Below are 18,477 nucleotides of genomic sequence, written 5' to 3'. Positions count from 1 at the left end.
CTGTGCTCATTGAGGAAACCGGATGTTCAGACGCATTGAAGCTCGAATCGTCAACCCTTTGCTGGGTGACAAGATTGATCGCCCCTCCTACGCCACCGACGGCGCAGCAGCCATGGACCTGCGGGCCTGCCTGGAGGCGCCCGTGACGCTTCAGCCCAGTGAGCGACTGCTCATCAAAACCGGTGTGGCCATCAACATGATGGACCCCGGACTGGTGGCCATCGTTGCATCACGGTCGGGCTTGTCGCTCAAGCATGGCATCCGTGTCGCGCAAGGCATTGGCGTCATCGACGCCGATTACCACGGAGAAATCGGCGTCATCCTCATGAATGACAGCGCCACGCCCTACGACATTCAGCCGGGCGAACGCATTGCGCAGTTGATGTTCCAGCCTGTGATCCAGGTGGATTTGCAGTATGTTGACACCTTCTCCACGGCCACGGCGCGCGGAGAAGGGGGCTTTGGCTCCACAGGTCGCGTCTGAGACCCGTCTACCTCTGCGCTGGGGTCAGTGCAGGGTTTCGCCCGGTGCGGGCGTGGGGGCAAAACTGAAGGGCGAGGTCGACACGGAGCCGTGTTCGATCTCTTCTTCGGTAGCCGGGCGAACGTCGCACACCTTCAGGTTCAGGCGAATGGCGATGCCGGCGAGTGGATGGTTGCCGTCGAGCACCACGTGGCTGTCGTACACCTCGGTGACGGTGTAGAGCGCGTCTTTGGCCAGATCAGGGGTTGTTGCACCTTCCGGCGGACCTTCAAACTGCATGCCTTCGTAGACCTGCTCAGGGAAGATCTCGCGCTTTTCAAAGAACACGAGGTCGGCGTGGTAGTCGCCAAACGCTTGCTCGGGCTCCAGGTGCAGATGGGCTTCAAAGCCTGTGGTCTGACCGATCAGGGCTTGTTCAACCTTGGGCAGCAGGTCATCGCCACCCAACAGAAATTCCATCGGATCGGCCAATTCGTCAATCAACTGGCCTTGCGCGTCTTCAAGACGCCAGACAAGGCTCACAACGCAGGGAGAGGAAATGATCATGGGCGAGATCATCTCACGAGGCGACCTACGTTGTGGCGTGCATCGGAGATCCTTGAGACGGATCAGGTGATGAATGGCCTGCTTCAGCGCACAATCCGAGCATGAAAAAAGCTCGCACCACTGACAAGCCCTCTACCAAGGTTTCTGCCACCGAAACGGCCCAGGCCCCTCAGGTCGCCGGCCCGCTGGCGATTGACGAGGCCACGCCCCTGCTCGGCGGGATCTCGCCCGAGACCTTCATGCGCAAATACTGGCAGAAGAAGCCCTTGCTGATTCGCCAGGCTGTGCCAGGCGCGGTGCCGCCCATTGACCGCGCCAAGCTGTTTGCTTTGGCCGGCGAGGAGGAAGTCGAGTCTCGTCTGATCGTGCGTGACATGCCGGGTGATGCCCCCAAGGCGCGCAGCAAGGCCACCAAGGGTGCCAAGCCGTCGCCGGGCTGGAAACTCGCGCATGGCCCTTTTACGCGCCGTAGTCTGCCCGCGATGACGCAATCGGGCTGGACTTTGCTGGTGCAGGGGCTGGATTTGCATGTGCCCGCTGCGCATGACCTGATGCAGCAGTTTCGCTTCGTGCCAGACGCCCGACTGGACGACTTGATGATTTCCTACGCTACCGACGGCGGTGGCGTGGGCCCGCACTACGATTCTTACGACGTGTTCCTGTTGCAGGTACATGGCAAGCGCCGTTGGCGCATTGGTCGCCTGAAGGATTCGACCTTGCAGGAAGACGTGCCGCTGAAGATTTTGACGAACTTCGAGCCCGAGCACGAGTACGTGCTGGAGCCGGGTGACATGCTGTATCTGCCGCCCAAGTGGGCGCACGATGGCATCGCCGAGGGCGAGTGCATGACCTGTTCGATCGGCTTCCGCGTGCCGGAAGCGACTGAGTTGGCGCGCGAGGTGCTGGTGCGTTGGGTGGAAGAGATCGAATGCGACGACAAGGTGCGTCTGTATCAGGATCCCAAACAACCTGCGACGGCCCATCCTGGACGCATTCCGGACGCCTTGCAGAAGTTCACGGCAGAAGCCATCGAGCGTCTGCTCAAGGACCCGGATGGCCTGAAGTCAGCGTTGGGCGAGATCCTCACCGAGCCGAAGCCGCGCGTGTGGTTCCACTCCGGTGCGCCGTTGCAGGCGGGCGTGGGGGTTCGCCTCGATGCGCGTACCCGCATGGTGTACGACGATGATCGGGTGTTTGCCAACGGTGAGTCGTGGCGTGCTGCGGGCAAGGATGCTCGCCATTTGCGTCAACTGGCCGACAAGCGTTTCCTGGATGCTCGGACGGTGTCTCAGGTCAGTGATGACCTGCGTGATCTGTTGGACCAGTGGTCGCAAGACGGTTGGCTGCATCCGTTGACCGCTTGATGGAAGTCAGTCATGAGTGAAGCGTCGTCCACACCAGGTGAGCCGCGCAATGTGACCGAGTTGTCCGGGCGCATTACCAGCTGGCGCGATTTCGCTGACCGGGTCAGTGCAGTCATGGCCATGGCTGCGGTCGAGCCGGTCAGCATCACCATGACAGACACCAATTTTGTGCACTGGCCCTTGGGGCAGCGCAGCGTCATGGAAGCCTTTCAGCAGTGGGCTGTGAATGGTTCCAGCGTGGTGAAGTGCCGTTTACTGGCGGGAACCTATGAAGAGTTTGCGCGAAGTCATCCTCGTTGGCTGATGTGGCGTGCAAACTGGTCACATCGGGTCATTTGTCAGGAAGCTCCGGAGGAGTTGGCTTCACAAATTCGCCCTATGTTGCTGCTTCACGGTCGTTTGGGATTGCGTTTGGTGGAAGAGCATCTGGGGACAGGCGTCTGGACCCGCGATCCCGGTGTCTTGTCGGACTGGCTGTCTGACTGTGATGCTATTTCGCAACGATCGCATGACGGTATGCCTCCGACGACACTCGGTTTATAGGGATTAGCCCGAGGCATCGTATAATCATTGTCTGAATATGGCGCTCAGCTCATTGAGGGCTTGGCACATAGTTTCAATATCACCGGTTTTATTGACACTCCTTTTGAGGATACAAGCATGAAAAAGTCGCTCCTGCTGGCTTCCCTGATCGCTGCCATGGCCCTGGCTGCTTGCGGTAAGAAAGAAGCCGCTCCTGAAGCCGCTTCCGCTGCTTCCGAAGTCGCTTCCGCTGCTTCTGACGCCGCTTCCGCTGCTTCTGACGCCGCTCCTGCTGCTTCTGAAGCCGCTTCCGCTGCTTCTGACGCTGCTTCCGCTGCTTCGAACTAATCTTTAGTTCGCACGGAATCAAAAGCCGCTCTTCGGGGCGGCTTTTTTTCGTCTCTGCTTGGCGCGAGATATTCTGTAACCGAGTTATTACAGGTTTCCCGTGAAGTAAAAAAGCCCGATCGCTATTCGCGGATCGGGCTTTTTGTTTCCCCTTGAATAAGGGGGGGCTGAATTAATTCAGTTCGTCTTGCAATTGACGGGCAATGCGCTTGGCTGCGGCAGAGGTGGTTTGCTCGCCGCCGCTGGTCAGCACGCTGATCAGGCTGGTGCGGTTGCCTTGGGCTTGCACGCGCACCTGATAGCGTTGCAGGTTTTCTGCTGCCTTTTCGCTGCTGAACATGCGAGCGAAGAAGCCGGGCTTGGCGGCGGCAGGATCGTTGTCCGACAGTCGCACGTCGAAGGTGCCTTGCTTGCGGTCGCGGTTTTCAACCGTGAAGCCGCTGCGGTCCAGAGCCAGGCCCACACGGCGCCATGCTGTATCGGCGTCAACATCCAATGTCAGGGCATTGCCGGCGGCGTTCAGTTGAACAGCCTGACGGGCGGGGGCTGCTGCCACCTCGGGGGCCTTCTCTTGCTTGACCGCTGCGGCCGCTTCCTTGGTGGCGCCCAACTTCAGCATCAGGCGAGACAGCATTTCAGCTTCCAGTCCTGGGTCGGAGGGGCGGGCGCGCCAGGTGGTGCGTTCTTTGCGGTTGTCCTCGTACTCTTCAGACATGCCGCGGTGGCTGATGTAGATCTCGGTGCCGTTGGCGGTGCGCTCGATGCGAGTGCGATACATGTCGCGCTCGCCGGTGTCGTAGAGCATGTCAAAGACGCGACCCAGCGACTGGCGAATGATGCCATCTTGAGGAACCTTGGCCTTGTTTTCGGACCAGTTGGTTTCCATGATGCCGACGTCAGCCTTGTCCACTGTCAGCTCAAAGCCCACGTCTTGCCAGAAGGCGCGGACTTGAGGCCACACTTGCTCGGGCGTCTGATTGACGCTCAGCCAACGGTTTTGGCCCTGACGTTCCAGCTTGACACCGCCTTGCGTGGTCGATGCCACGGCAGGGTTGGCAGCGGTATCAGCTTGCTTGGCGCCAGCGCGCTGCAGGCTGGATGCGCTAATGGTCGATGCTTGCACCTGACCGTAGCGGATCTGGCCGGGCAATTGGCTCAGATCGGGCGGGACGTCCAGTTTGACGGACTGAGTGCCCGTCGTGCGGTAATCCACCTTTTCGCCAACCAGCGTGTCGCTGATCGACGAGCAACCGGATGTGAGCAGGACGCAGGCCAGCGCGGCGCCGGCAACGATAGTGGTCTGGTGACGAGGTGTGATCGGCATGGAAAAGTGCTTCTGATCCCGACACCAGTGGGGTCGGGCCAAGGGTCAGGATCGGAGAGGTTTACAGAACCCCGGAATCGCGCAGGGCGCCTTCCACCAGAGTCTGAGACGCGGGTGTGAGTTCCGTGAGAGGCAGGCGCAGTGTGCCGCCAATTTTGCCCATGCGTGCCAGCGCCCACTTCACGGGAATTGGGTTGGGCTCGCAGAACAGTTGCTTGTGCAGTGGCAGCAGTTGCATGTGCAGGTCGATGGCGCGCTTGGCGTCTTGCGCCATGGCGGCTTTGCACAGCTCGGCCATGCCGCGAGGTGCGACGTTGGCGGTGACGCTGATGTTGCCGTGACCGCCCATCATCATCAGATGAACGGCAGTGGGGTCATCACCCGAGAAGATGCTGAAACCCTTGGGCGCTTGCTTGATCAGCCAGGCTGCACGGTCGAGGTTGCCGGTGGCTTCCTTGATGCCGATGACGCCGGGCAACAGAGCCAGGCGCAGCGCAGTTTCAGGCGTCATGTCGGCAACGGTGCGGCCGGGCACGTTGTACAGCACCACGGGGATATCGACGGCTTCGACAATCGCCTTGAAGTGCTGGTAGATGCCTTCTTGGGTTGGCTTGTTGTAGTACGGCACGACCTGCAGGGTGCAGTCTGCGCCGACCTTCTTGGCGAACTTGCTCAGCTCGATGGCTTCGGCCGTGGAATTGGCGCCTGCACCAGCCATGACGGGCACGCGGCCGGCAGCTTGCTCCACCGCGACACGGATGATTTCGCAGTGCTCTTCCACCGACACGGTGGGGGACTCACCCGTCGTGCCCACCACGCCGATGCAATTGGTGCCTTCGGCGATGTGCCAGTCGATCAGTTTGCGCAGATTGTCGTAATCGACGCTGCCGTCTTCATGGAGGGGGGTGACCAGTGCAACGATGCTGCCAAAAATGGGTTTCATGGTGATTCCTTCAATCCGACGATTCTACTGGGGCGCGAGGGCAATCTGACGCACTCGTGACGCGCTCGGTGGCTCGCCGGTTTGATTCAACGTTTCAGGCGCGATCAGGATGACAGAGATGCACGCAAATGCGGCGTTTGACTGGGACGTCACATGCAATTCCAGAGACGGCCGGCCAGGTCCACGATAAAGCCCGGCTGAAGGTAAAGCGCAAAGACGCCGCCAAGAGCAATGGCTGCGGCGAGGTAGGCCAGTCGCTTGGGCCAGGGGCTGGGCTTGCGCATGCTCAAGCTGTGACAAGACGCGATGCGGGTTGCCGGTTTTCCCGAATGGGAAGGTTCAGCATGCTGGCGACAACGCCCAGCGCAATCGCAATCCACCAAACGACGTTGTAACTGCCGGAGAGGTCATACAGTCGCCCAGCCAGCCACACGCCCATGAATGAACCGATTTGGTGGGAGAAAAAGACGATGGCGCCCAGCATGGTCAGATGTTGTACGCCGTGCATTTGAGCGACGACGGCGTTGGTGGGTGGGACGGTGGACAGCCACAGCGCGCCCATGACTGCCGCAAAGATGCCGACGGACAGTGGGCTGATGGGGGTGAGGATGAACAGCGTCATCACCACGGCGCGACTCAGGTAGATCGTCGACAGGATGCGAGTTTTGCGCAGGCGCTGCCCCAAGGCACCTGCTGCATAGGTGCCAATCACGTTGAAGAGACCGATCAGGGCCAAGGCCGTTGTAGCCACTTCGGGCGAGAGCTTTTGATCGGCCAGATAGCTGGGCAGGTGGACCCCGATGAATGCGACCTGAAAGCCGCACACGAAATAGCCAGCAGTCAGCAGAAGGTAGTCACGATGGCTGAAGGCTTCGCGCAGCGCCTGTGCGGCCGATTGAGCAGGCGTGTCAGTGGGATGCGCGTGACGCGGGGGGCTTTGGCGACTTGGCTCGCGCAGGCCCCATGCAAATGGCGCAATCAGCAACGCCGATGCGGCCAGCGCGAGCAAGGCGGAGGACCAGTCCAGTCGGTGTAGCAGTGTGCTGGCCAGAGGCACCATCAAGAATTGACCGAAGGAGCCTGCCGCAGCGGTGATGCCCATGGCCCATGAGCGTTGCGATGCATCGATGTTGCGACCAATCACGCCATAGATGACAGCGTAGGTGGTGCAGGCCTGGCCCAGACCGATGGTGACCCCGGTTGCGAGCAGGAAGGGCAGATGCTGGTCAAAAAGTGCCATGCCCGCCAGGCCCAGCGCGTACAAGAGGGCGCCGGGCACCAGCACACGGAACGCGCCGCTGCGGTCGGCCCACCATCCGATGAAGGGGCCGCTTGCACCCCAGACGAGGTTTTGCAAGGCCAGGGCCAGTGAGTAGTCTTCCCGCGTCCAGCCATGAGCCATGGTGATGGGTTGCAGCCACAAGCCAAAAGCGTGGCGAATGCCCATGGACAGGGTGACGATGAGTGCGCCGCACAGCAGCATTTGCCGCATGGGCAGTCGACCGGGAGAGGATGTCATGAAGATGGCAGGGCGGGCAGGGGGCCTCAAACCTGCATGTTCATGATATCGGTGTACGCCTGAACGAGTTTGTTGCGCACCTGAACAGCCGACTGGAAGCCGAGTTGGGCTTTTTGCATGGCGACCATCGTCTCTTCCAAGCTGACGGTCGGGTTGCCAAACTGTACTTCGCGCTGCAAGGCCGTGGCGGCTTCCTGGGATTTGCTGATTGAGCCCAAAGCGCCTGTGAGGGCGTTTTGAAAACTGGGCTTGTCAACGGCGCCAGTGGAGCCTGCGGCTTCGGCTCGGGTCTTGGCCTCGACGCGCCGTGCGACGTCGGCCATGCCAGCCTTGGCGGCTGCCTGCGCGAAATCAAAGGGCTTAAGTTTGAGGTCCATGATGCCGTTAAGTCCGACGTGGGTGTGGTGCCAATCACCACGATTTGGACTCTAGAGCGTTCAGGCATTGTTCAATGCACGGAAGAAGTCGGCATTTCCGGGGCTGTTCGCAGCATTTTTGTCTGCCTTCTTCTCAATAATGGGGCCGTCATAGCGGTAATGCGGCGTCGTATGGTTACGGTGCGCAGCCTCTTGTATCGGCCACCATGGAAGTTACTGTCGCTCAACCTCAATCTGTTGCAAATGCCTCCGCCGGGCAAGTGGTGGACGCCACCACGTCTCAGCCGGGGTTCGCGCAACGTGTGATGGCTCTCCCCATGCAGCGCAAACTGATGCTGGCGGGTGGGATCGCAGCCATCGTGGCGATTTTTGCGGCCATGCTGATCTGGGGGCGCGAGGGTGATTACCGCGTGCTCTATACCAACTTGTCTGACAAGGACGGCGGGGCCATCCTGGCGCAGCTGCAGCAAATGCAGGTGCCTTACAAGCATGCAGACGGTGGTGCGGCCATTCTGGTGCCTGCCGACAAGGTGCATGACGTTCGACTGAAGTTGGCCTCTGCCGGTTTGCCCAAGGGCTCGGTGGTGGGGTTCGAGTTGATGGAGAACCAGAAGTTCGGCACCACGCAGTTTCAGGAGCGTTTGAACTTCCAGCGCGGTTTGGAAGGCGAGTTGATTCGCTCGATCCAGGCGCTCGCCAGTGTGCAGAGCGCCCGCGTGCATTTGGCGCTGCCTAACCAGAATGGTTTTTTCCGTGAGCAACAGAAGGCCTCGGCCTCGGTGGTCCTGACCCTGTACCCAGGGCGTACGCTGGATCGGGCTCAGATTGCCGGGATCGTGCATCTGGTGTCGTCGAGCGTGCCTGAAATGTCACCCAAGGCCGTGAGCATCGTGGATCAGACTGGCACGCTGTTGTCCGGCCCTCAGGAGGGTGTGGATCAGACGGGGCTGGACGCGCAGCAACTTCAGTATGTGCGCCAGATCGAGGCGAACTATACGCAGCGCATCAAGGACATCCTGGAGCCCGTGGTGGGCAAGGACAACTTGCGCGCCCAGGTGACGGCTGAGCTGGACTTCTCGCAAGTGGAGTCGACGGCCGAGGAGTACAAGCCCAATCAAGGTCAATCGACCACGGCCACTGTGCGCAGTCAGCAAACCAGCGAGCAGGTGGGGCAGGGTACGGCTCAACCATCTGGTGTGCCTGGTGCCACGTCCAATCAGCCTCCGGTGCCAGCGACGGCACCGGTCAATGGCGCTTCGCAGCCCTTGCAGGCTGCGCAGGGCGGTGCAAATGGCGGAAACAGTCGCCGCGAAGCGCTGACCAATTACGAGGTGGACAAGACAGTGCGGGTGACTCGCAGTGCAACGGGCTCCATCAAGCGCTTGAATGCCGCGGTCGTGCTGAACCACCGCACTGTGACGGATGCCAAGGGCAAGACGACGACCCAGGCCATTCCTCAGGAAGAATTGGACAAGTTGACGGCTTTGGTGCGCGAGGCGATTGGTGTGGATGACCGTCGCGGTGATTCGATCAAGGTGGTGAATACGCCATTCCAGGTTGTCAAGGAAGAAGAAGTCGACACGCCAATGTGGAAGTCGCCTGAAACGCAGGACATGATTCGGACGCTGGCTGTTCCGGCTGCGCTGACTCTGGCTGCGTTGATCGTGGTTTTCGGTGCCATCCGGCCCGCCATTCATGCAGCACGTCCGGTGCAGCCTTCCGAGACCGAGGTAGCCAAACTGAATGCCGTGGTGGATGATGCGAATGAACTGCCCGCATTGGAGGCCACGCTGGTGGATGGTCACGTAGTGGGACCGGATGGTCACCCATTGCCTGCACTTGAGGCGCCGGGGACCGATCCACGACTGGATGCTGCCCGCCGACTGGCCAAGGAGAATCCGCTGGCAATGGCCACGGTGCTGCGCGGTTGGATCACTAACTGATCAAGGACTCAAGTCATGGACGAAAAAGGCCTCGAAGACGCCGCCATCCTGCTGATGTCCCTGGGCGAGGAAGAAGCCGCCGAGGTGTTCAAGCACCTCGAGCCTAAGGAAGTGCAGGGCTTGGGCGAGACGATTGCCAAGCTCAAGACGGTGACCAAGGACCGTATCAGCAGTGTGCTGGATCGGTTCACGGAAGAGTCGACCGAGATGGGCATGCTGGTGCCCGATACTGACGAGTACATCAAGACAGTGCTGCGCAAGGCCTTGGGTGATGACAAGGCCAATTTGCTGATTGACCGGATCATCCAGGGTAGTGACACCACGGGCATTGAAAGCCTGAAGTGGATGGACCCCGGTTCGGTGGCTGAACTGTTGCGCAACGAGCACCCGCAGATCGTGGCCGCCATCTTGGTGCATCTGGATCCCGATCAGGCCTCGTCGGTGTTGAAGTCGTTCCCCGAACGTCATCGCAACGAGGTGATGGTGCGGATTGCGACGCTGGACGGTATCCAGCCTGCGGCACTGAAGGACCTGAACGAGGTGCTGTCGCGTGTGTTGGCAGGTGGTCAGCAGTTGCGCAAGTCGTCGCTGGGCGGTGTCAAGCCTGCGGCCGAGATCATCAACCTCATGGGCTCGAGCCTGGAAACGTCGATCCTGGATTACATCCGCGAGGCCGATGGCGATCTGGCGCAGAAGATCATGGACAACATGTTCGTGTTCGACGATCTGATCAAGTTGGACGACAAGGGCTTCCAGGCCCTGCTCAAGGAAGTTCAGACCGAATCGCTCATCATCGCGCTCAAGGGCGGTTCGCCGGAGATTCGCGAGAAGGTGTTCAAGAACATGTCCAGCCGCGCCGCCGAAACCTTGCGCGAGGACCTGGAGTCTCGCGGTCCGGTCAAGTTGTCCGAAGTGGAAGGCGAGCAGAAGGAACTGCTGAAGATTGTGCGCCGTCTGGCCGACGAAGGTCAGATCGTGTTGAGCAGCGGAGGCGACGATGCCTACGTCTAAGCCTAAGTCGCCGCTGGGTTCTCAGGGCGGGTCGGGAGCGCCGACTGGTACGCCCTCTGCCCCCAGCTCATACGCCAGATTCATCCCTCGGGAGGAACTGGGGAGCTTTTCTGCATGGAATCCTGCTGCATTTGAGGCGCCCAAAGCCCCCGCCCAGCCGGATCTCGTGGGTGGTGTGCGCAAGCCGACCTTGGCTGAACGGGCCGCTGCCGAAGTGCGGCCGCCCATGCGTTCATCGACCGCGCATCATGCTGCGCAGGCCATGGGGGCCAAGGTGTCTCAGCAAGAGCCAGCCGCACCGCCCAAGCCTGCTGTCCGCCGACCGATCGTAGGCGGTGTGCCAGGACAGGCCGAAGCCGAAGCGGCCGCAGCCGAAGCTGCTGCGCGTGCGGCCGCTGAGCCACCACCGCCACCGCCGCCCAATGTGGATGAGTTGGTGGCTGAGGCGCGCAACACCGGCTATCAGGATGGCTACCGCAACGGTTTGGCCGCATTGGAGTCTTACAAGCAGACTCAGGCTGCGCAGTTAGCCGCTCACATGAGCGAACAGGTTGCTGCTTTGGCCAACGAGTTCCAACTGCGGCTGGAATCGTTGGAGCAGCAATTGGCCGGGCGCATTGCAGGCGTGGCGCTGGAGTTGGCGCGACAGGTGGTTCGCAGTGAGTTGCTGCAGCGTCCGGAATTGGTGGTGGACGTGGCCGAGCAGGCATTGAGTGCCTTGCTGACATCCGCGCGTCAAATCGTTTTGCGCCTTCACCCAGATGACCACGCCATGGTGCAGGCGCAACTCACGGAGTTGTTGGCCGCACGTGGTGCGCGTGTGGTGGGGGATCCCTCCATCACCCGGGGTGGCTGCGTGGTGGAGTCGGATATTGCCGTGGTGGATGCGTCCATCGAGGCCAGTTGGGAGCGTGCGGCTGCCGCCATGGGCCATGACGCACCTTGGAACGGTGGTCATGAGGCTCATGGCTCGACGGCTGTGGTGCGTGATCCCGCTGAGTTGCAAGAAGATGATTGGCCGGAGGGTGGTGTATGACAGCCTCTGCGCGTGATCGTCAAGATGTCGGCATGGATCGTTGGGCGAGGTTTCTCGACGATCTGGATGTTTGCGCAGGCACGCCGTTGCCTCTGGAAAATCACGGCAAGCTGGTGCGTGTGGCGGGCTTGGTTCTTGAGGCTGCCGGTTTGCGCCTGCCGGTCGGCGCGGTGTGTGAAATTCATTCGGAAGCCCGTCTGGAAGCCACCCCCGTTTTGGCTGAAGTGGTCGGGTTTGCCGGTGACCGTGCGTATTTGATGCCAACCGCTGAAGTGCATGGTCTGGCCAGCGGCGCGCGTGTGGTGCCGCGATCCATTCCCATCAATCCTCCGGTGTTGGGGCGTCCGAATCACCCTTGGCGTCGCAGCGAGGACAGAACTCGACATTTGCCCATTGGCGGCGGACTGCTGGGACGTGTCATTGACGCGCAAGGTGTTCCCATGGACCGAAAAGGCGCCTTGCAGCATGTGCGCAGTGTGCCGTTGGCCCGTCGTCCGATCAACGCGATGGAGCGCGACCCGGTACGCCAACCGCTGGACACGGGCGTGCGCGCCATCAATTCCATGCTGACCGTGGGGCGTGGACAGCGGATTGGTCTGTTTGCGGGCTCCGGCGTGGGCAAAAGCGTGCTGTTGGGCATGATGGCGCGTTACACGCAGGCCGATGTGATTGTGGTGGGCCTGATCGGCGAACGGGGCCGCGAAGTCAAGGAGTTCATCGAGGACATCCTGGGCGAAGAAGGGCTGGCGAGGTCCGTCGTTGTGGCGGCACCAGCGGATGCGCCGCCTTTGACGCGTATGCAGGGTGCCAACTACGCCACCGCCATTGCCGAATATTTCCGCGACCAAGGCCTGCATGTGCTGCTGCTGATGGATTCGCTGACCCGCTACGCCATGGCGCAGCGTGAAATCGCGCTGGCGATTGGTGAGCCCCCTGCAACCAAAGGTTATCCGCCCTCGTGCTTTGCCAAGTTGCCCCAACTGGTGGAGCGCAGCGGCAACGGGTTGAACGGACACGGCTCGATCACGGCCTTCTACACGGTGCTGTCCGAGGGAGATGACCAGCAGGATCCGATTGCGGATGCGGCCCGCGCCATTCTGGATGGTCACATCGTGCTGTCACGAGAACTTGCGGAATCCGGACATTTCCCAGCAATAGACATCGAACGCAGTGCTTCTCGAGTGATGCACAACGTCGCGGAGCCTCAACATATCGATGATGCGCGGCGCTTCCGTCAGTTGTGGTCGAAGTACAGCAAAGCCAAGGATCTGATTCAGCTGGGGGCCTATGTTCCCGGCCACGATTACGACCTTGACATGGCAGTCAAATCCCACCAGGCGATGGTGCATTTGTTACAGCAAGGCATGCATACGCCGGCCCCTATGGAAGAAAGCGTTAACGCGTTGCATCATATTGTGGCGAGTTGATAAAAGGACGAGACGAGCATGAGTGCAAACCAAGCTTTGTTGATGGTGTTGGAGTCGGCTGAAAAAGAGCGTGACGAAGCCATGGCGCAGCTTGAAGCGCGCCGAAAGGCTTGTGACGCGGCGCGTCAGCAGGCGCAGTCCCTCACCGATTGGCGCAAGGAATACCAGCAGCGCTGGCAAAACCAGTTCCGCCAGTCCGGTGGCATGGAAATCGTGCGCTGCTACAACGACTTCATGCAGCGCCTGGCTGATGCCGTGACCGAACAAGACAACCGATTGGCGCAAGCCGAGCAAATGCTTGAGCGCAGCCGTCTGGAGTTGATCGAGCGCGAACGCAAGGTGGCCGCGGTGTCCAAGTTGATCGACAAGCGTGTCCTGGAAGCTCAGGCGCGCGTGAATCGTCAGGATCAAAAGGCCATGGATGAGATGGCCTCGCGGGCTGCTCGTGTGTCGACGGCGTTGTCCGGCAGCGTCAATCCGCTGGCGGGTTCGGTCATCTAAGGAGCAGGGACCATGAGCACGTCGGTGAAAAATGCGAATGCACAAGCCCTGAGTGGCAATGTGTCGTCGACCAGCAGTGAGTTGATGGCACGCCTGAGTGCGCAAGCCCGTGCGGCGGAGGGCCTTGGGGCACAAAAGGATTTTTCCGGCTGGATGGTCCAGCACGGCCAAGACATGGCCGCCAAACCTGATGCCAAGCCGGCTCAGACCGCGGCACCAGCCAAAGCAGCAGGGACTCAGCCTGAACAGACGGCTGCCGAGCGTGGTTTGACCAATGCTCGCTTGAGTGAGCAGGCCATGGCGCGTGCGCGTCAGCAGGCACTGGCCGCGCAGCGCCAAGCCGAGCAAGCCCGTTTGAATGAGGCTTCGGCAGGGGCGCGCAAGGACAAGGCTGCTGCACCGACCGCAAAGTCTGAGGGTGAGAAGCCGGCAGAGGCTGAAGCCAAGGTCGAAGACAAAGAGAGGCAGCCTGCTGATGCGGCGCCGACCGCTTTGACAGCCGATGCAAAACAAGTGGCCACGCCCCAGGATGCAGCCCCCTCGGATAAGTCCGGCATGATGGCTTTGCTGGCCAGCCTGAACCATGCGGGTGCCAAGGCAGGTCAGCCCGGTGGCGATGCGTTGTCTGACGCAAGCGAGGCCGTACAAAAGCGAGACCTGCTCCAAGGCGGCGACACCACTCTGGTCCAAAGTGATCGCTTGGGTGCTGGCGCCAACGGCGCGCATGGACTGGATCCGCAGTTGTGGCAAGGCGTTCAGTCCACGGCCGCTCTGCAAGTGGATGCGATGTTGTCGCAAGCTGGCGCGGTGAGCGAACGTAAAGCGGATGTGGATGCGCTGTCCGGCTTGATGGCAAATGGTGGCATGCGCGCTCCCACGCCGGGTTTGGGTACGGCTGAAGCTGCCGCATCCGGTGTCCGGCACGAATCCGCGACCTTGGGTGTGCCCTTTGGCAGCGCCGATTTTGCACAAGCGCTGGCGGAAAAAGTCAGCATGTGGGTCAGTTCGGCGCGAGCCGATGGCCCGATGACGGCTGAATTGCACCTCAACCCGGCAGAAATGGGCCCCATCAACGTGAAAATTTCACTAGATGGTGATTCCGCCCAAGTGGATTTCGCTGCAGCAGCGGTAGAAACCAGACAGGCTATCGAAGCCAGTATGTCGATGTTGTCCTCGTCACTGAGCGACGTGGGCCTGACCTTGACCGGTGGTGACGTGTCTGCGCAGACCTCGCAGCAGTCGTTTGCCCAGCAGTGGGGCCAGTCCGAGTCGGGGGGGCGTTCGGGCAATGCGCAGACCTCAGGTTCGCGTGATCTGCCCGAATCGGATGAGGGTCTGTCCATGCGTCAAGTGGCTGCGCCGCGGCCAGGGCGCGTGGGTGGTTTGGATCTCTACGCTTGAGCGTCGGGTGACAGCAACGAAGAATCGAACGGATTTACTACTGCTTATCGGTTCTTCAGTTTGACGCTGACTTCGAATAATCCACCTATGGGCCAGTCTTAAGTACTTGGTTGGTTCATAAAACCCAGGAGATACACGAATGTCAGCACCTGCAGCCGCGCCGGCTGAAGGCGAAGCCCCCAAGAAGGGCCCCAAAAAACTGGTCATCATCGGTGCCGTGGTGGCGTTGCTGCTCGTGCTCGGTGGTGGTGGCGCCTTCTATATGATGAAAAAGAAGGCGGCTGATGCCGCTGCCGCAGAAGGCGGTGACGCCGAGGGCGGTGATGCCCATCATGAAGCGCCCGCCAAATCGGCCAAGAAGCCTTCTGGGGATAAGCACGCTGGCCCGCCAACATTTGTGCCGCTTGATCCGTTCATTGTCAATCTGACGGATCGTGACTCTGAGCGCTACGCGCAGGTGGGCATCACCTTGCAGGTGGATGACCCTCACATGGGCGACGAAATGAAGGCGTACATGCCAGCCATCCGCAATGCCGTGTTGCTGGTGCTGTCTCACAAGTCTTCTGCGGACCTGTTGAGCGCGGAGGGCAAGGAGAAGCTTGCTCACGAGATTCGTCGTGATGCAGCCCGCGCCATGGGCTACGAAATCTACGACCCCGATGAAGAGGCAGAAGATCCTGAAGCGGAAACATCTTCCAAGAAGAAAAAGAAGAAGCGTCCAGCGGAGTCTTACAACCCGATCGTTCAGGTTCACTATTCCAACTTCATCATCCAGTGATCGCTTGCTGACCAACCCTAACCCGGCTCAGAGAAGTCACCGGCCATGAACCAGCAAATCCTTTCTCAAGACGAAGTCGATGCCCTCTTGCAGGGCATCACCGGCGAAAGCCAGAAGCTGGAGCAGGAAGAGGCGCCAAAGGAAGGCGTTCGTGACTACAACCTGGCTCAGCAGGAGCGGATCGTTCGTGGGCGCATGCCGACCATGGAGATCATCAATGAACGCTTTGCCCGCAACATCCGGGTGGGGTTGTTCAACTTCATTCGCAAATCGCCTGAAGTGTCTGTGGGTGGGATCAAGGTACAGAAATACAGTGCCTTCCTGCGCGAAATCGTGGTGCCCACCAACTTCAACATCATGGCGGTGCGGCCTCTGCGCGGGTCTGGTCTGATCGTTTGTGAGCCGTCGCTGGTGTTTTCGGTGATTGATGCCTTGTTTGGCGGCGCCGGCAAGTTCCATACGCGGATTGAAGGGCGTGATTTCTCGGCCACCGAGCAACGCATCATCCACCGCCTGGTCGACGTCATCACACAGGAATACAAGCGGTCGTGGCACGGTATTTATCCGGTCGAGCTGGATTACCAGCGCTCGGAAATGCAGCCACAGTTTGCCAACGTGGCCACCCCCAGCGAGATCGTGGTGTGCTGTTCGTTCACGCTGGAAATTGGTGACACCAGCGGCACCATCCACATTTGCATCCCTTACGCGACCCTGGAGCCCATTCGGGACATTCTTTTCTCGTCCATCCAGGGTGATTCGGCCGAACCTGACCGTCGTTGGGTCAAGTTGCTCACGCAGCAGATCCAGGCCGCTGAGGTGGAACTGGTGGCGGAACTGGCCCACGCACCCGCGACCGTGGAGCAGTTGCTGGCGCTCAAACCAGGTGACTTCATTGAGCTCGATCTCGAGCAGGTGATCCAGGCCAAGGTCGATGGTGTGCCGGTATTTGATTGTTACTACGGCACATCCAACGGCAAGTACTCGCTTCGTGTTGACAAGATCCTGACCAATACCGGCAGCAGCTGGCTTGGAGAACAAAATGTCTGATCCCGCAGAATTCCCCCCGTCCGGCGACGCTGAACAGGATGCCATGGCCGCTGAATGGGAGGCTGCGCTGGCACAACAGTCCAGCACGTCCTCGGCATCATCCGGCGGCAGTTCGGCCGCCAGTGAGGTGTCAGACCCTGCGCCTCAGATGACGCCCGCGGCGTTTGCCAACTTTTCGCCGACACCCGCAGCGGCGGCAGGCAACGACATCAACATGATCCTGGACATTCCCGTCCAGTTGACGGTGGAGTTGGGTCGCACGCGCATTCCGATCAAGAACATCCTGCAACTGGCGCAAGGCTCTGTGGTGGAGCTGGATGCCTTGGCGGGTGAGCCCATGGATGTGCTCGTCAACGGTTTCTTGATCGCGCAAGGCGAAGTGGTGGTGGTCAACGACAAATTTGGTATCCGTTTGACTGATATCGTGACGCCTTCGGAGCGCATGCGTCGTCTCAGCCGTGGTGGCTGACCGCTGCGCCCGCAGGCAGAGGCTTCTCAGATGGCATCCAGTGGCTTGATGGTGTTGTGGTTTGTGGTCATCGTGGCGCTGATTCCGGTGTCACTGTGGCTGCTCAAGCGTTCAGGGCTGGCCGCTGGTGCGCTCGGTGGTGCCGCGCAGATCATCAAGCCAGTGGGGCAACTCAATATCGGCCCCGGCCAACGCATCGTGACGGTGGAAGTGGGCTCGGGGGACGAGCGCACGTGGTTGGTACTGGGTGTGACCGGTCAAAGCATTCAGACCCTGCACACCATGCCTGCGCAGACCTTGCCAGAGGGGGCTTCGGTGCCCGACAGTTCGCACCCGGCCTTTGCTGCGCTGTTGCGTCGGACGACGTCGCAGGCTCAAGGCAAGGAGAGCGTGTGATGCGTTCAGGCATGAAAAAAGGGTTGCTGGCTTTGACCTTGTCGGGCATGGCCGGCTGGGCCATGGCGCAAGGTGCGCCCACCGGTTCGGCCACCTTGCCGCTGCTGATCGGGCAGGGCGTGGGGGGCAACAGCTACTCGGTGCCCATCCAGACCCTGCTTTTCTTCACGGCACTGAGCTTTCTGCCCGCGCTGTTGCTGATGATGACCGGCTTCACCCGCATCGTGATCGTGTTGAGCCTGATGCGACAGGCCATTGGTGCGCAGGCCGCGCCGCCCAATCAGGTCATCATCGGCTTGTCGCTGTTCCTGACGCTGTTCGTCATGGGCCCGACGCTGGACAAGGTCTACAAGGACGCGTACGAGCCCTTTGCCGCCAACCAGATCAGTTTCAATGAGGCACTGGAGAAGGGCCAGGGCCCCATGCGTGCCTTCATGCTGAAGCAAACCCGTCAGTCTGACCTGGGCTTGTTCACCCGCTTGGCCCGCCTGGAGGGGGAGGTTAAGCCCGAAACCGTGCCGCTTCGCGTGCTGGTGCCGGCTTTTGTCACCAGCGAATTGAAGTCGGCGTTTCAGATCGGTTTCCTGATCTTCATCCCGTTTCTGGTCATCGACATGATCGTGGCCAGCGTGCTGATGAGCCTGGGGATGATGATGCTGTCGCCCGTGATGGTGGCCTTACCGTTCAAGTTGATGCTGTTCGTGCTCGCTGATGGCTGGAACCTGTTGCTGGGCTCTCTGGCAGCCAGCTTCGTGCAGTAAGGAGGCACCATGGATCCGCAACAGGTATTGACCATCAGTCGTGACGGCTTGCTGACCCTGCTGGTCGTGTGTGGCCCCATTGTGTTGGTGGTGCTGGCCGTGGGCCTGGTGGTGTCCATCTTCCAGGCCGCGACGCAGATTCACGAAGCGACCTTGTCGTTTGTGCCCAAGTTGCTGGCAGCGTTTGCGACCCTGGCAGTGGCTGGCCCATGGATGCTGTCCACGCTGGTGGATTACATCCGTTCGGTGTTGGAGTCGATTCCGACGGTGGTGGGCTGAC

The 18,477-nt window shown here is 60.5% G+C and carries 22 protein-coding genes; 16 read left to right on the top strand and 6 right to left on the bottom strand.

Translation table 11 applies throughout. The features are described from left to right. Window positions 1-22 precede the first annotated feature (22 nt). Window positions 23-484: a dUTP diphosphatase gene (dut, locus tag ACOYNB_RS03540; protein WP_422837739.1), complete on the top strand. Its 462-nt coding sequence runs from the start codon at window positions 23-25 to the stop codon at window positions 482-484. A 24-nt stretch (window positions 485-508) separates the two neighbouring features. Here dut and ACOYNB_RS03535 read toward each other — a convergent pair whose 3' ends face one another. After that, entirely contained in the window at window positions 509-1,030 is a 522-nt protein-coding gene (locus ACOYNB_RS03535; RefSeq protein ID WP_422837738.1) for an FKBP-type peptidyl-prolyl cis-trans isomerase, read from the bottom strand. A 101-nt stretch (window positions 1,031-1,131) separates the two neighbouring features. Between ACOYNB_RS03535 and ACOYNB_RS03530 the strand changes: the two genes are divergently transcribed. The 3 genes from ACOYNB_RS03530 to ACOYNB_RS03520 all read left to right on the top strand — a co-directional run bounded on the left by ACOYNB_RS03530 (window position 1,132) and on the right by ACOYNB_RS03520 (window position 3,264). After that, entirely contained in the window at window positions 1,132-2,394 is a 1,263-nt protein-coding gene (locus ACOYNB_RS03530; RefSeq protein WP_422837737.1) for a JmjC domain-containing protein, read from the top strand. A gap of 12 nt (window positions 2,395-2,406) precedes the next feature. After that, window positions 2,407-2,937: a hypothetical protein gene (locus ACOYNB_RS03525; protein ID WP_422837736.1), complete on the top strand. Its 531-nt coding sequence runs from the start codon at window positions 2,407-2,409 to the stop codon at window positions 2,935-2,937. A 117-nt stretch (window positions 2,938-3,054) separates the two neighbouring features. Further along, entirely contained in the window at window positions 3,055-3,264 is a 210-nt protein-coding gene (locus ACOYNB_RS03520) for a hypothetical protein (RefSeq protein WP_422837735.1), read from the top strand. A gap of 172 nt (window positions 3,265-3,436) precedes the next feature. On the opposite strand, the gene bamC is transcribed toward ACOYNB_RS03520, so the two are convergent. The 5 genes from bamC to fliE form a co-directional block, all read right to left on the bottom strand. Beyond that, window positions 3,437-4,588 (bottom strand): outer membrane protein assembly factor BamC, encoded by a 1,152-nt coding sequence (gene bamC, locus ACOYNB_RS03515; RefSeq protein WP_422837734.1) that lies wholly within the window; start codon window positions 4,586-4,588, stop codon window positions 3,437-3,439. Between the two features lie 61 nt (window positions 4,589-4,649). Beyond that, a complete protein-coding gene (gene dapA / locus ACOYNB_RS03510) occupies window positions 4,650-5,531 on the bottom strand; it encodes a 4-hydroxy-tetrahydrodipicolinate synthase (RefSeq protein WP_422837733.1) in 882 nt (293 codons plus the stop codon). Window positions 5,532-5,680: 149 nt separating this feature from the next. After that, window positions 5,681-5,815: a hypothetical protein gene (locus ACOYNB_RS03505; RefSeq protein ID WP_422837732.1), complete on the bottom strand. Its 135-nt coding sequence runs from the start codon at window positions 5,813-5,815 to the stop codon at window positions 5,681-5,683. Between the two features lie 2 nt (window positions 5,816-5,817). Continuing rightward, complete coding sequence (locus tag ACOYNB_RS03500) at window positions 5,818-7,050, bottom strand: MFS transporter (protein WP_422837731.1); 1,233 nt, start codon at window positions 7,048-7,050, stop codon at window positions 5,818-5,820. Window positions 7,051-7,076: 26 nt separating this feature from the next. Then, window positions 7,077-7,427: a flagellar hook-basal body complex protein FliE gene (gene fliE / locus ACOYNB_RS03495; RefSeq protein ID WP_374259030.1), complete on the bottom strand. Its 351-nt coding sequence runs from the start codon at window positions 7,425-7,427 to the stop codon at window positions 7,077-7,079. 317 nt (window positions 7,428-7,744) lie between these two features. Here fliE and fliF point away from each other — a divergent pair, with 317 nt between their 5' ends. The 12 genes from fliF (at window position 7,745) to fliQ (ending at window position 18,476) form a co-directional block, all read left to right on the top strand. Next, window positions 7,745-9,370, top strand: coding sequence for a flagellar basal-body MS-ring/collar protein FliF (gene fliF / locus ACOYNB_RS03490; protein WP_422837730.1), 1,626 nt, complete (start codon window positions 7,745-7,747; stop codon window positions 9,368-9,370). A gap of 15 nt (window positions 9,371-9,385) precedes the next feature. Then, window positions 9,386-10,381, top strand: coding sequence for a flagellar motor switch protein FliG (fliG, locus tag ACOYNB_RS03485; RefSeq protein WP_374258279.1), 996 nt, complete (start codon window positions 9,386-9,388; stop codon window positions 10,379-10,381). Then, window positions 10,368-11,417, top strand: coding sequence for a FliH/SctL family protein (locus tag ACOYNB_RS03480; RefSeq protein ID WP_422837729.1), 1,050 nt, complete (start codon window positions 10,368-10,370; stop codon window positions 11,415-11,417). The genes fliG and ACOYNB_RS03480 overlap by 14 nt, the downstream gene beginning before the upstream one ends. After that, a complete protein-coding gene (fliI, locus tag ACOYNB_RS03475; RefSeq protein ID WP_422837728.1) occupies window positions 11,414-12,844 on the top strand; it encodes a flagellar protein export ATPase FliI in 1,431 nt (476 codons plus the stop codon). The genes ACOYNB_RS03480 and fliI overlap by 4 nt, the downstream gene beginning before the upstream one ends. A gap of 18 nt (window positions 12,845-12,862) precedes the next feature. Next, window positions 12,863-13,345 (top strand): flagellar export protein FliJ, encoded by a 483-nt coding sequence (fliJ, locus tag ACOYNB_RS03470; RefSeq protein WP_422837727.1) that lies wholly within the window; start codon window positions 12,863-12,865, stop codon window positions 13,343-13,345. A gap of 12 nt (window positions 13,346-13,357) precedes the next feature. Further along, complete coding sequence (locus ACOYNB_RS03465; protein WP_422837726.1) at window positions 13,358-14,746, top strand: flagellar hook-length control protein FliK; 1,389 nt, start codon at window positions 13,358-13,360, stop codon at window positions 14,744-14,746. A gap of 139 nt (window positions 14,747-14,885) precedes the next feature. After that, window positions 14,886-15,524 (top strand): flagellar basal body-associated FliL family protein, encoded by a 639-nt coding sequence (locus ACOYNB_RS03460; protein ID WP_422837725.1) that lies wholly within the window; start codon window positions 14,886-14,888, stop codon window positions 15,522-15,524. Between the two features lie 45 nt (window positions 15,525-15,569). After that, window positions 15,570-16,571 carry a flagellar motor switch protein FliM gene (gene fliM, locus ACOYNB_RS03455; protein WP_422837724.1) on the top strand — a complete coding sequence of 334 codons (1,002 nt, stop codon included), beginning with the start codon at window positions 15,570-15,572 and terminating at the stop codon, window positions 16,569-16,571. Continuing rightward, complete coding sequence (fliN, locus tag ACOYNB_RS03450; RefSeq protein WP_422837722.1) at window positions 16,564-17,040, top strand: flagellar motor switch protein FliN; 477 nt, start codon at window positions 16,564-16,566, stop codon at window positions 17,038-17,040. The genes fliM and fliN overlap by 8 nt, the downstream gene beginning before the upstream one ends. Window positions 17,041-17,070: 30 nt before the next feature. Beyond that, the gene (locus ACOYNB_RS03445) at window positions 17,071-17,436 is read left to right on the top strand and encodes a FliO/MopB family protein (protein WP_422837721.1); all 366 of its coding nucleotides are present in this window, start codon (window positions 17,071-17,073) and stop codon (window positions 17,434-17,436) included. Beyond that, entirely contained in the window at window positions 17,436-18,197 is a 762-nt protein-coding gene (gene fliP / locus ACOYNB_RS03440) for a flagellar type III secretion system pore protein FliP (protein ID WP_422837720.1), read from the top strand. Before ACOYNB_RS03445 ends, fliP begins: the two co-directional genes overlap by 1 nt. 9 nt (window positions 18,198-18,206) lie before the next feature. Then, window positions 18,207-18,476, top strand: a complete 270-nt coding sequence (gene fliQ / locus ACOYNB_RS03435) for a flagellar biosynthesis protein FliQ (protein ID WP_374258295.1) — start codon at window positions 18,207-18,209, stop codon at window positions 18,474-18,476. The last annotated feature ends 1 nt before the right edge of the window (window position 18,477 follow it).

Origin of the sequence: Aquabacterium sp. (assembly GCF_049317225.1) — a bacterium.
Classification (GTDB): domain Bacteria; phylum Pseudomonadota; class Gammaproteobacteria; order Burkholderiales; family Burkholderiaceae_C; genus Aquabacterium.
Note: the sequence above shows the minus strand (reverse complement) of the source record. Positions and strands in the feature narration are given on the sequence as shown.

Excerpts from the sequence above, each read along its gene's own strand:
- fliM (WP_422837724.1), top strand. The coding sequence starts at position 15,570 with ATGAACCAGCAAATCCTTTCTCAAGACGAAGTCGATGCCCTCTTGCAG.
- fliI (WP_422837728.1), top strand. The coding sequence starts at position 11,414 with ATGACAGCCTCTGCGCGTGATCGTCAAGATGTCGGCATGGATCGTTGG.
- dut (WP_422837739.1), top strand. The coding sequence starts at position 23 with ATGTTCAGACGCATTGAAGCTCGAATCGTCAACCCTTTGCTGGGTGAC.
- fliJ (WP_422837727.1), top strand. The coding sequence starts at position 12,863 with ATGAGTGCAAACCAAGCTTTGTTGATGGTGTTGGAGTCGGCTGAAAAA.
- ACOYNB_RS03500 (WP_422837731.1), bottom strand. The coding sequence starts at position 7,050 with ATGACATCCTCTCCCGGTCGACTGCCCATGCGGCAAATGCTGCTGTGC.
- ACOYNB_RS03535 (WP_422837738.1), bottom strand. The coding sequence starts at position 1,030 with ATGATCATTTCCTCTCCCTGCGTTGTGAGCCTTGTCTGGCGTCTTGAA.
- ACOYNB_RS03445 (WP_422837721.1), top strand. The coding sequence starts at position 17,071 with ATGGCATCCAGTGGCTTGATGGTGTTGTGGTTTGTGGTCATCGTGGCG.
- ACOYNB_RS03530 (WP_422837737.1), top strand. The coding sequence starts at position 1,132 with ATGAAAAAAGCTCGCACCACTGACAAGCCCTCTACCAAGGTTTCTGCC.
- ACOYNB_RS03465 (WP_422837726.1), top strand. The coding sequence starts at position 13,358 with ATGAGCACGTCGGTGAAAAATGCGAATGCACAAGCCCTGAGTGGCAAT.
- ACOYNB_RS03520 (WP_422837735.1), top strand. The coding sequence starts at position 3,055 with ATGAAAAAGTCGCTCCTGCTGGCTTCCCTGATCGCTGCCATGGCCCTG.
- fliF (WP_422837730.1), top strand. The coding sequence starts at position 7,745 with ATGCAGCGCAAACTGATGCTGGCGGGTGGGATCGCAGCCATCGTGGCG.
- fliE (WP_374259030.1), bottom strand. The coding sequence starts at position 7,427 with ATGGACCTCAAACTTAAGCCCTTTGATTTCGCGCAGGCAGCCGCCAAG.
- ACOYNB_RS03460 (WP_422837725.1), top strand. The coding sequence starts at position 14,886 with ATGTCAGCACCTGCAGCCGCGCCGGCTGAAGGCGAAGCCCCCAAGAAG.
- ACOYNB_RS03480 (WP_422837729.1), top strand. The coding sequence starts at position 10,368 with ATGCCTACGTCTAAGCCTAAGTCGCCGCTGGGTTCTCAGGGCGGGTCG.
- ACOYNB_RS03505 (WP_422837732.1), bottom strand. The coding sequence starts at position 5,815 with ATGCGCAAGCCCAGCCCCTGGCCCAAGCGACTGGCCTACCTCGCCGCA.
- bamC (WP_422837734.1), bottom strand. The coding sequence starts at position 4,588 with ATGCCGATCACACCTCGTCACCAGACCACTATCGTTGCCGGCGCCGCG.
- fliG (WP_374258279.1), top strand. The coding sequence starts at position 9,386 with ATGGACGAAAAAGGCCTCGAAGACGCCGCCATCCTGCTGATGTCCCTG.
- fliP (WP_422837720.1), top strand. The coding sequence starts at position 17,436 with ATGCGTTCAGGCATGAAAAAAGGGTTGCTGGCTTTGACCTTGTCGGGC.
- fliN (WP_422837722.1), top strand. The coding sequence starts at position 16,564 with ATGTCTGATCCCGCAGAATTCCCCCCGTCCGGCGACGCTGAACAGGAT.
- dapA (WP_422837733.1), bottom strand. The coding sequence starts at position 5,531 with ATGAAACCCATTTTTGGCAGCATCGTTGCACTGGTCACCCCCCTCCAT.
- ACOYNB_RS03525 (WP_422837736.1), top strand. The coding sequence starts at position 2,407 with ATGAGTGAAGCGTCGTCCACACCAGGTGAGCCGCGCAATGTGACCGAG.
- fliQ (WP_374258295.1), top strand. The coding sequence starts at position 18,207 with ATGGATCCGCAACAGGTATTGACCATCAGTCGTGACGGCTTGCTGACC.